Source organism: Patescibacteria group bacterium, from assembly GCA_018896215.1.
Taxonomy (GTDB): Bacteria; Patescibacteriota; WWE3; order 0-14-0-20-40-13; family 0-14-0-20-40-13; genus JAHINB01.
Genome location: JAHINB010000018.1, coordinates 1 through 11,544, shown reverse-complemented (window position 1 = coordinate 11,544; position 11,544 = coordinate 1). Strand labels below are relative to the sequence as shown.

Below are 11,544 nucleotides of genomic sequence, written 5' to 3'. Positions count from 1 at the left end.
GATATTGTTGGTGTGGCGGTCCAAGCAGTACCACTGACCGTTAAGTTTCCACCAAGAGAAGTGAGATTGTTTCCCGAAACAGTAAAAGTGTTATCCAAGGTGGTCGCTCCGTGCAAGGTCAAAGTTCCCGTAGCGTTGCCGATAGTGGTGTTGCCAGAGATGTTCGCCAAGGTGATATTGCCCGTTGAGGCCGTGAGGTTGGTGGAAAATTTACCGGCACCGATCACATCTAAAGCTACGGTTGGCGAGGTAGTCCCGATGCCGACATTGCCCGCTATTGTGGCATTTCCCCCCACTGTCAAATCGTTTGTCACAGTTTGTGACTCATCTACAGTTAAATTATCAATATGAGCAACTCCGCCAATGTAGAGGTTCTGAAATTCAAATGTTGGCGAGCCTAAGGAATAGAGATCCGTCGTTTTAGGAAGTATGTCATCCGCCACTCTGGCATTTAAGTACAAAGTATCTGTATCTATGTCATTACCTATTATTAAGTCATCTTGTATGTCAACATTTCTACGAAAGAACGAGTCACCTGTAACCCACAACATGCCGCCAATTGCTAAATCATGATTAATCTCAACATCTTGGGTAACCTTTAAACTCTCGGCGGTAATCTTTTTTAAGGCTTCTACATCTTCGTAAAAATATACCTCACCGGTTTTACTGACTTTAACCCCCACAATATCTCCAATGTTTTGTGTCTGTTCCACACCCCCCGCGGTATAAGGCCCTTTTGTTTCTCCATTATCAAACACTTCTGGAATTTCTGGGATTACTTGGTTAATGGTAGCTGGACGAGACCCTAAATAATAGAAGACAAAAAGGGTTATTGCTCCCACCAAAGTAGCAAAAACGAAGTTTCGCAATCCAAAAACTGTGGAGGGACGCTTTTTGGCAACTGCCAAAACAGGGGGGGCGTATGTACTAGGAATGGTGGATTTTGCGACAATGGCATTTTTGATTCTTTTCTGTCTCTTTTGCTCCAACTGGAATTTGTGAGATTCTCTTTCGTTTTTAAGGGTAGTGGCAAACTTTTTAACTTCGGCAAGGTTAAAAATTCTTCTCCCCAAGGAGTTTCTTTGAGAAGTTATCTTTCCCTCCTCTTCCCATCTTCTAACTGTGGATGCCGAAGCTTTTAAAATATTACAAACCTCGTTAAGTTGCAAGGAATAGACAATTTTGGGTACGGGTGGAACAAAAGTTGATTTTTTATGAAAGGTTTTTTTCTTGTCTTTTCGGTCTTTGCGGGCAGGCATCATTCTATGCTTTCTATTGCTTTAGTTATAATAAAAAGTATCACGAAAGCATGCCTATATTATGTGAGGATTTTACACCTATTGTCAAGCGGAAAATCTATCGGAGACTAAAGAGGTCTTTTGCTGTTATAACAACCATAAGAACCAATAAAACTAGCATCCCAATTTTATGGATAGTAGCTTCTATTTTTGGATTAACTTTTTTGCGAGTAACTCCCTCTACAACAACAAAAAGTAGCCTACCACCATCTAGCGCTGGCAGAGGCAGAATATTAAACAAGGCTAGGGAAAAACTTAAAAGAGCGGTAAGTTCGGTAAGGGATAGTATCGCCCTGGTTCCTCCAAGGTCAACCACGGCGCTTACAACCCCAAAGATTCCCACAGGTCCCGAAAACCCAGCCGATACAGGTTCTAACGATTTTTCTTTAATAGAGGTGCTAAACAAACCTTTAAATGTGTCAAGTGAATAAAGAGTAACATTTACCCCATGCAAAAACCCAGCCAGAGGTTTTTGCAAACCCCGATAGCTGATAAGAGCAACCGAATCAAGACCTACACCAATTACTGCCCGCCCCGCTTTCTCATCAAACTGTGGGGTTACGGCGACAATACGAGTAGTATTGTCGTTTAGGTTTCCAACTGTTAAAAATACTTCCTTATCTCCCTTATCTCCCAAGTAACCTTGCAAATCCGTAATGCTATTTATGTTAGTTTGCTTAATAAAATCCCCAAAGGTAATCCCAGCTTTCTCCGCGGGGCTACCCTCTTGAACATAGGTTATTACAGTAGAAAGAACTTTTTCGCTACCAAAAGGGAATTTAAACTTTTTGCTCTCGGATGTAAAAAGCATTAAGGGACTGCTGACATAGTTTGAGGACATTAGAACCACTTGAAACAATAATGACCCAAGAATAATATTCATAACAATACCTGCCACAAGTACTAAAGCCCTAATTTTAGGCTTTTTGTGGGCAAAGCTGTCATTATCCCGCTCTGTTGTCGAAGCGTCTTCCAAATCTTCTCCCTTAACTCTGATAAATCCGCCAAAAGGAAATAGATTTAAAGAATAAATTGTTTTGCCAATTTTTTTGCCCCAAATGCGAGGAGGAATACCAAAGCCAAACTCCTCAACGGCGATCCCGGATTTAATAGCGACAATAAAATGACCAGCCTCGTGGACGAGTATAAGTAAAGATAAGATTATTAGAAATATGATAAATGGTAATAAATTTAGCATTGGAAAAAATTTCTAATTTCTAATTAGATATTAAGAATCCCCTGTTCTTTCTCCTTCCCTTTCGCCATCAATTTCGTATTAATCTCCCCCACCATCTCATCATAATCTTTTTTAAGTTTAAAGTATTCGTCTTCGGATAGGACATTATTTTCTTTTTGCTCCTCTATAGCGCCAAAAGCGTCATGGCGAATATTGCGCACGGCTATTTTTGCCTCCTCCACTTTTTGACTGACTAATTTTGCCAGTTCTTGTCTTCTGTCGCCGGTTAACTGCGGAATGGGGATTTTAATCATTTTGCCATCAACAACAGGATTTAAACCCGTGCCCGAATTCAAAATTGCCTTGGCAACACTATCGGCAATTGTGGCATCCCAAACCTCTACCGCCAGCATTTGCGCGCCAATCACTATAATTGATCCCAATTCCTTTACGGTTAAGGGAGAGGATCCTGGGTAAGCGTCCACTTTGATGTTTTCGATTAGTGAGGTTTGAGCGCGATTGCCACGAATAGCGGAGAGATCCTCTATAAGGTGATCAAAAGCTGTGTTTAGTTTATGTTGAAATTCCTGTGGTTTCATGTTTTTTTCTTTAAATCTCGTATCTTACGAATCTCCCAACTTTGATATTTTCTCCAGTTTTTGCCACTACTGTTGATATTAAATCCTTGATCTTTTTACTTCCATCGCGAATGTAATCTTGTTCGAGCAACTCCTCCAAGTTGGCGGGATCCATGGCAGTAACCTGCATGGCAATTTCATGCACCAGAGTGACAAAATCCGCGGTCTTAGCAACAAAATCGGTCTCGCAACCCATTTCGAGCAAAACCCCAATTTTGCCATTGCCGTGGATATAGCTTACCACTAATCCATCTTTTATTTCGCGGTCTTGCTTTTTTTCTGCCTTGATTGATGTTTCGTTGGACAACAATTCTTGCGCTTTTTTGATGTCACCATTGGATTCTTCCAAGGCGTGGCGACAATCGGCAACACCCGCCCCAGTTAATTCTCGTAGAGTTTTAATTTGAGAAATTGTAATGTCCATGGTATATAAATTCAAATTTGAACTTTGTTTTTTGAGCTTGCTTTGGCATATTCCCCATACCCCACCTCCACTGCGTCGGCAATGGCTTTAACAACAATAGTTATTGCCTTTATGGCATCATCATTTCCTGGAATGGGATATTTTACCCCCGAGGGATTGGTGTTGGAATCAATTAAAGCTATCACTGGAACACCGCACTCTATGGCTTCTTTTACCGCCGTTTTTTCGCGCTTAGCATCTACCACAAAAATAGCGCCCGGAAGCTCGTCCATAAGTAAAGTCCCCTCGTGATAACCTCTTAACTTGTTGACTTCGCGAGCAATTAACAGCCTTTCTTTTTTGGTATATTTTGTTAAAAGACCAGCTTCTTGATCTTTTTTAAGCTTTTTTAGACGGTCGCGATTGGCTTTTACCTCCGCAAAATTAGTAAAAGTTCCACCTAACCAGCGCTTAGTAATATACATAGCGCCACACCTTTTGGCTTCGCTGTCTAGAATGTCTTGCGTTTGCAGTTTTGTTCCCACAAAAACAATCTTTTTGCCCCCCTTTGCCAATTCGTAAGCAAAATCGCAAGATTTTAAAAGCAAATCGTGGGTTTTGTAAAGATCAAAAATATGAATTCCGTTTTGCTGAATATGAATAAAGGGCGCCATTTTTGGGTGCCAGCGCCTTTTTAAATGACCAAAATGCAGACCGGCTGTTAGCATTTCGCTGGGAGAAGGGATTGTGTATTTGGGTTTATTAGTCATAGACCCTAGGAGATTAACAAAATTATGGTTAGTTAGCAAGTGAATAATTCTAGCGGATTATCCTGCCTATACTCTATTCCCAACTTTACCGCTGTTTCTGCTCGCTCCAACTGTCTTCCCAAATACATCGCATTACCAATTGTGGAAACGCCTAAGTCTTTTTCGATGGTGGTACAAAGTTCACGAGATGCATTGGGTACCTTACCATCCATTGACCAACTCCTAAGCTCCGTATTGCCTTCCGGTGAGATCAATTTGACAACAACCGTGGATTTATCAACAGCCACAATAAAGTTACCGCAAGAATCCCAACTGCAAAATGTTTTGTCTAAATTGGCATCGACAATTTTTTGGGCGTCGGCAAGATTATGCTCATAGATATGCGCCATATTGGAAATTGTGATAAGCGGTCCTAACTGACAGTGAAGTTTTTGAGAAATCTCGCCCTGCAGTTTTCTTAAAGCAAAAGCGTTTAACGGCCAAGCATTGTACATATCGTTGCTTCTAAAATAGGCGGTGAGGTTGAGTTTTCCTTGATAAATTTGACACTGAATGAGAAAGAGACAAGGTGTTTTTTTAGGCGGGCGTTGGGGGAAAATATCGCTTGCTACATTGCCAAGTAGCGCAATTGCCCCTTTGTCATAGGGAAATTTGGACAGTTTGCGCACAATACTTCCTGCCACTTGATCAAATCCGCCATGGGGAAAGAGCTTATTAAATCTAGAAATTTTGAGGAAAGGGTAGGCTTTTTTTAAGTCCTCCATCTGATCATGACCGTAGTTAAATAATCGCTCGCCGTAGGTATAATCTTCTGTGCCTCGATTATAATTAAAAAAACCTTTGTAGTAATTCTCTAAATCGCTTGAGGAAAAATTAAAAACCTTGACCTGCCCTCCGAAGCCTTGGCGTAGGAGGGAATCTTCAGAGGTGATGACAACCGAGAGATTAAGAAGCTCTTTGAGAGAACTGCTGGTTTCTGAAACATAGCCGATCATCGGTTGCGAGGTAATGCCAAACGCAAGAATATGACGCAAAACTTGAACATAGCCATCGGCTATAGTTGTAGCAACTATTTTTGTTAAGCCAATTTCCGCAGGATACGAGGTTATTTGAGGTTTGGGTGGATCGGGGAAGATTTCCGGCTTTCTCCATTTTTTTCGGGGAGACACCCCAAAAGATTTGGAGGCCTTTCCTAATCCTTTAAGATTTTCTGCCCCTCGTAAATCTACAATCTCAACATTCTTTCTAAAAGCGTGGATTGCTTCCACTGGTATCTCTTTGTCAATTTGTATGTCATTCTCCCCAACAATCGTCTTATCACTTGTAACTCCATTCTGCTTAAACTTTAATAAAGCCTCTCCAGAACCCATCAAATCATTACCAACCAGATAGATTCGAGTGATAAAAGGGTTCGCCAAAATGTTGCGTAAAATGTAGTTAATGCCTTTTTTTGTGTAAAGTTGACCCAAAATCGCATATTGCGAAGAATCCACCATGGAACGGATTAGCTCTTTGGGAGTCCACAGGCAACAGATAGCGTTGGGAGAGTTTAAATTTGAGACCTCGAGACGATCTTTAAAATAGATAGGCCACTGCATGATGATAAATTCTAATTTCTAATATCTAAACTCTAAATAATATCAAAATTCAAATGATCTAAACTTGTTTTGAAATTTGGATTTCGATCATTTAGATTTGTTTAGTATTTAGAGTTTCGGATTTAGAGTTTTTGACTCCAAACTTCCCCTTCCTCTACTTTCTCTAAAATCACATTATTGCTTTTGAACAAAGTTGAAGCTTCGTTCCCAGCGTAATCTTGCATATAATACACCTTTTTAAATCCAGCTTGGATAAGGGACTTGGCGCAAATGTAGCAAGGAAAAACATTGATATAGAGTGTAGCATTGTGAAGCGAAATTCCTTTCTTGGCGCAACTTGCAATTATGTTTTGCTCGGCATGAATGGAACAAACTTTTTCTATCTCCTTGCCACCAGACAAGTTATACTTTTTACGGTAACATTGTCCATCTTGGCAGTATTTTTCACCCTTCAAAGTCTCATTAAAAGACTTCGCTAAGATTTTTCCTTGTCTTGTGGCAACGGCACCAATTTTCCAGCCACAATGGGATTTATCACATTGCTTACAAGCAATTTGCATGTATTTTATGGTTTGTTCTCTGTTTTCCGGCATTACGATTTAAATTTCTAATTCTTTCGGGTGACACCCCCTAAAGGCATTTGAATCCCCCGCCCGCCTCGCTACGCGAAGCGTTGCGGGCAGGTGTTTTGGGGTGTCACCCGACAAATTTCCTTAGTTTACTAGCTAACGATTCTGGCGCTATACCAATCTTCTGAAATTCCCATTTAAACAATTTCTCGCTGTAGGGAATTAAATGCGCATGGGCATGGGCAACTGTTTTTTGCGCCCCAAACCCCTTAGCAATTCTATAGATAAACCAGACATCTTTAACACCCAAACTTCTTTTTAAAAGCTTCTTTCCTAATTTGGACAGCTCTTTGATAGTTTTCCACTCTTTATCACTACAATCGTCAAAATCTTCGATGTGACGACGAGGAATAATTAACAGATGACCGTCTATGTAAGGAAAGATATTTACGGTTAGAACAATCCCATTTTTTTCGGCTGCAATATATTTTTCTTTTAAATCGCAAAACACGCACTTGCCGGTTGCAGTCCAGATTTTAGAGTATTCTTGATATGTCCGAGCGTTGTAGTTTGAATAATCCATAGCTTAACTCCATTCGATATCTGTCGACTCGCTATGCTTCCAATCATTGTCTCTAAAGCAATTGGTAGCATTTGCTATCTCGAGTAATTTTTTAAAGACCTCTCTTATCCTGATACCTGCAGCTTTATCTATGATTGCCGATGCCGACAAATACGGCGCCTGCCTGGAAACACGGGCAACTTTGCCTCCATATTGTTTAACTGTTTTATATTCTAAACTTTCTTTATACCCTTCGTTCCATTCTTCCGCAACCGTATAAAATATATCAGGTTTGAGTAATCTTAAACATTCTAAAACCGTAGGATCATTAAAAATTACCGCGTACCCCACAGATCGTAAATGACAAAGCAATGATGCTCTGGATATCTCATCAACAATTGGACGACCCCGCCCCTTGGATTGACGAACCTGTTCATTTGACGGAAGACCAACTATTAAGACATCACCCAACGAAGACGCTTTTTGCAAGAATCGGGCGTGTCCTACATGTAACAAATCGTAACTTCCTGCGGTAAAGACAATTTTTTTACCCTCTGCGCGAAGTCTCTCACCTAATTCTTGCAAAGTTGCCTTTGGAATAACTCTACCTACAAAAAACAGACCTAACAGCGATTCTGAAAAATTGGCATTAAATCTTAGTATATCGGATCTAACTGATGACTTATGTTGCAAAGAGGTTGATAAAGAATAATCTCCTCTCGCAAGATCTATTTTTATCTTGCCAAAAAAGTATTCCATTATTTCTTTAAGTTTTAAGTCGGCAATATTCTTAACAAGTGTAGAAGTTGCTACATACGGCAGTCTTCTTGGTACTTTAATAACTTTTGTTGCTGTATTTTCAAGGTAAGTTGCCTCTCCGTGACCTATGACGCTTTTCCAATTTTGCGCAGTAGTGTAAAACACATTAGGACGAACATATTTTAATACTGATAATACATGCTTTCTATGTACAAGGCAGATAAAATCTACAAACGAGAAATAAGATAACATTTCGGCTCGGGTTCGTTGATCTATTAATGGATGTCCCCAACCCTTTTCGTCATACCGAGACCTATTAGATTCCAAACCTACAACTAAAACATCCCCTGCCAAACGAGCCTCCAGTAAGTATTTGGCATGATCGCAATGAATTAGGTCATACGCCCCAATGGTAAAGACAATCTTTTTACCACTGCGTTTTAGCAAAGTTATCTGTTTGGATAAATGTTTTAGGTTTGTTAATTTAGTCATTGGTAATTTCCAAAGAAGCTTTTATAAATCCCACAAATATCGGATGCGGAGTTTTAGGGCGCGATTGATATTCCGGATGAAACTGCACACCCAAGAAAAACGGGTGATCTTTTTTAGAAAGTTCCACCGCTTCCACAATTTTCCCATCGGGCGATGTTCCGGAAATAATTAACCCGCGACTGGTCAAAATTTCTCGGTAGCTATTATTAAATTCGTAACGGTGGCGATGCCTCTCCAAGACTGTGCGAGACCCATAAACCTCGTCCAAAAGAGACCCCCGAGAGACTTTGCAGGGCCATTGCCCCAACCTAATTGTCCCCCCGTACTGTTGTTTTTTAAGCAATTCTTCCTGATCTGGCATAATATGAATCACTGGGTGAGGGGTTTTGGAGTCCACCTCGGTAGAATTGGCATCTTTTAAACCATAAACTGTTCGCGCAAATTCAATTACGGCGTGTTGCATGCCAAAACACAATCCGAGATAAGGCAGTTTGTTTTCTCGGGCGTATTTTATGGCAACAAGCTTGCCTTTACTTCCGCGATTCCCCCAACCTTGTGGCACAATGATCCCACTTAGGCTACCTAGATTACTTAAATTTCTTTGATTTTCCAACCCCTCCGCGTTAATCCAAACTAACTCTAGCCTCACACCCAAACTAAAACAGGCGTGACGCAGAGCTTCTACAACACATACATAAGAATCCACAAGTAAGTAATCCCCTGTTTTTTGGTACTTTCCAATAATTCCAATTTTAACTATCTTAGAGGATGCAAAAGAAATTTCCATCTTTTTTTGATAGTTTTCCCAAAAAGATTTGCCCTTTTTGCGGGCGACCAGCGAAAGTTTTTGTAAGATTTTGTCGTCAAATGACTGTTTTTTAAACAATGCTGGGAGTTTGTAGATGGAATTTAGATCGGGGTTATCAATAATATTTTCCGAAGGCACTCCAGTGGCATTGGATATTTTTTCGATTCTTTTAGCATCTACAGATTTTTCGCCCCGACAAACAATAAAATCCGGTTGGAGACCTAGTCGGTATAGTTCTATAACAGAGGATTGCAGTGGTTTAGATTTTAACTCCCCCAAAACTGCGGGCGCCGGAAGGTAGCCTACATGAACCAGAGCAATATCGGCAGGATAACTTAATTTTAGCTTTCTAATCCCTTCAAAAATAAAAGCGCTCTGGTATTCGCCAACAGTTCCTCCCAATTCTACAATTACTATGTCAGCCTTTGACTCTCTGGCGCATTTGTCAATAACTTGGCTAAATTCTCGCGGAATTTCATATAAATCTTCCACGCACTTGCCTTGATAGACCAGTTGGCGTTCTTTATTTAAAATGTTCCAGTACATTTGACCCCGTGTTACATAGTTATTTCGTCCTAAATTAATGTTTAAAAATCGTTCATAGTGACCCAAGTCCTGATCTGTCTCTAAACCATCAACCGTTACAAAAACTTCCCCATGCTCCAAGGGATTCATCGTTCCAGCGTCAATATTTAAGTACATGTCGCATTTTAAAGCGGTGACAGAATAGCCAGCTTCCTGCAAAAGTGAGCCTAAAGACGCCACTGTAACCCCTTTTCCCAGACCCGAAATAACCCCACCGGAAACGAAAATTATTTTAAACGGGAGAGTATCTTTCATATCGCGAGACTACATTGACCACGACCCAAAGTCAACAATTTTAACCTTTAAACTCCCCTAATTTCCTCTAAATTCCTTTAAAGGATTTTAAGGGGATTTAGGGGATTCTACCGTAACAGGCTTGTCCCAACTCGCCCATTTACAATCGGGATACTTTGAACAACCGTAGAAGGTTTTGCCTTTTTTGGTTCTGCGAACAATTACCCGCCCATCCTTACAATCGGGACATGAATGACCAGTTTCTTCTATAATCGCTTTCATAAATTTGCACTCGGGAAATTTGCCACAAGAAAGAAATTTGCCATATCTTCCTAGTTTAACAACAAGATTTGCCCCGCAATCGGGACATTTTTCCTCTGTTTGAGCTAGAGTTGTAAAATCGGTCTTTTTTAAATTGGCATCCGCTTTTGTCAAGTCCACCAAAAAAGGATCCCAAAATTCCCTAATTACCGGCACCCACTTAAGTTTGCCCAGCGCTATTTTATCTAAATTTTCTTCCATACCGGCAGTAAATTTAACCCCCACAATTTCGGGAAAGTTAGCCACCAATAAATCGACCACCACGAAAGCCACATCATCAGGATAAAAATATCTCCCATCTCGCAAAACATATCCTCGGCTTTCAATTGTAGTGATGATGGAGGCGTATGTTGACGGCCTCCCCACCCCATACTCTTCTAAAACCTTTATTAAGGAGGCAGTCTGGTATCTGGCAGGCGGTTGCGTAAAGTGCTGGGAGGGAGTGAGCGAGGTCAGATTTAAAATCTGACCCAAAGATAAAAGCTGGATATTAGAAAGTAGCTGGGATGACGAAAGATTGACAGAAGAATGGTAGACAAACAAAAAGCCGGCAAACTTTAACACTTGCTCTGAATTTACAAATAAATATTCCCTCGCTTCTTCCGTTTTAGGGGGTACTACCCCTGCGGGGTAGTACCCCATTGAATCTATCTTCTTCTTTTTGCTTTCTACTCTTATTGTTCGTTGATCGTAAACTGCTGGCACCATCTGACAACTAACCGCCCTTCGCCAAATAAGGTTGTAGATTTTTTCCAAATCTTGGTCAAATTTGCCTAATTGGTCTAATTTGACTAATTTGCTTAAATTGGAATTTTCCGCCCGAGTCGGTCGGATCGCCTCATGCGCTTCTTGCGCGCTTTTGGCTTTAGTTTTATAAAAAACTGGCTTTTCGGGAATAAAATTTGCCCCAAAGGTTGTCTTGATGTATGCTCGAGCCGATTCCACAAATGCCGGCGCTAAATTACACGAGTCAGTTCTGTGGTAAGTAATCAGACCCATTTCAAAAAGTTTTTGGGACGCGCTCATGGTTCTTTTAGCGCTAAAACCATAGAGATTGCTAGCCGATTGTTGCAGAGTAGATGTAGTAAAAGGTGGGTGGGGGTATTTTTTGACTTCTTTTGTCTCAACACTTGCCACCTTGTGTTCACATTGTTTGATGTCGGTGACGATTTGATCGGATTTTTCTTTCGAATCAATTAAAAAATCCTTGTTATCGATTTTTTTAAGCTGAGCAACAATTTTTAGGGCAAAAACCCCCTCAAATCCCCAATACTCCTGTGGAGTAAAAGCTTTTCTTTCTCTTTCTCTTTCTACAATTAACCTAACCGCG

Annotated in this window: 11 protein-coding genes; all 11 read right to left on the bottom strand. The window is 40.6% G+C overall.

Features of this window, described 5'->3' with window-relative positions; all coding sequences use genetic code 11:
* The coding region (locus KKF75_03895) for a helix-turn-helix domain-containing protein (GenBank protein MBU4381333.1) at nt 1–1,262 on the bottom strand (1,262 nt) is incomplete at its 3' end.
* A gap of 94 nt (nt 1,263–1,356) precedes the next feature.
* Entirely contained in the window at nt 1,357–2,496 is a 1,140-nt protein-coding gene (locus KKF75_03890) for a M50 family metallopeptidase (protein ID MBU4381332.1), read from the bottom strand.
* 23 nt (nt 2,497–2,519) lie between these two features.
* Nucleotides 2,520–3,074 carry a ribosome-recycling factor gene (locus KKF75_03885; GenBank protein MBU4381331.1) on the bottom strand — a complete coding sequence of 185 codons (555 nt, stop codon included), beginning with the start codon at nt 3,072–3,074 and terminating at the stop codon, nt 2,520–2,522.
* A gap of 10 nt (nt 3,075–3,084) precedes the next feature.
* Nucleotides 3,085–3,537, bottom strand: a complete 453-nt coding sequence (tsf, locus tag KKF75_03880) for a translation elongation factor Ts (protein ID MBU4381330.1) — start codon at nt 3,535–3,537, stop codon at nt 3,085–3,087.
* An 11-nt stretch (nt 3,538–3,548) separates the two neighbouring features.
* Nucleotides 3,549–4,286, bottom strand: coding sequence for a 30S ribosomal protein S2 (gene rpsB, locus KKF75_03875; GenBank protein MBU4381329.1), 738 nt, complete (start codon nt 4,284–4,286; stop codon nt 3,549–3,551).
* 32 nt (nt 4,287–4,318) lie between these two features.
* Nucleotides 4,319–5,884 (bottom strand): hypothetical protein, encoded by a 1,566-nt coding sequence (locus KKF75_03870; GenBank protein ID MBU4381328.1) that lies wholly within the window; start codon nt 5,882–5,884, stop codon nt 4,319–4,321.
* A gap of 122 nt (nt 5,885–6,006) precedes the next feature.
* Nucleotides 6,007–6,477, bottom strand: a complete 471-nt coding sequence (locus tag KKF75_03865) for a competence protein ComE (GenBank protein ID MBU4381327.1) — start codon at nt 6,475–6,477, stop codon at nt 6,007–6,009.
* Nucleotides 6,478–6,580: 103 nt separating this feature from the next.
* Nucleotides 6,581–7,036 carry an HIT domain-containing protein gene (locus tag KKF75_03860; protein MBU4381326.1) on the bottom strand — a complete coding sequence of 152 codons (456 nt, stop codon included), beginning with the start codon at nt 7,034–7,036 and terminating at the stop codon, nt 6,581–6,583.
* Nucleotides 7,037–7,039: 3 nt separating this feature from the next.
* On the bottom strand, nt 7,040–8,266 hold the full coding sequence (locus KKF75_03855) for an adenylyltransferase/cytidyltransferase family protein (protein MBU4381325.1): 1,227 nt from the start codon (nt 8,264–8,266) through the stop codon (nt 7,040–7,042).
* Nucleotides 8,259–9,914 carry a CTP synthase gene (locus tag KKF75_03850; GenBank protein ID MBU4381324.1) on the bottom strand — a complete coding sequence of 552 codons (1,656 nt, stop codon included), beginning with the start codon at nt 9,912–9,914 and terminating at the stop codon, nt 8,259–8,261. Before KKF75_03850 ends, KKF75_03855 begins: the two co-directional genes overlap by 8 nt.
* A gap of 87 nt (nt 9,915–10,001) precedes the next feature.
* Nucleotides 10,002–11,544, bottom strand: a 1,543-nt coding sequence (locus KKF75_03845) for a topoisomerase DNA-binding C4 zinc finger domain-containing protein (protein MBU4381323.1), incomplete at its 5' end; no start/stop codon positions are given.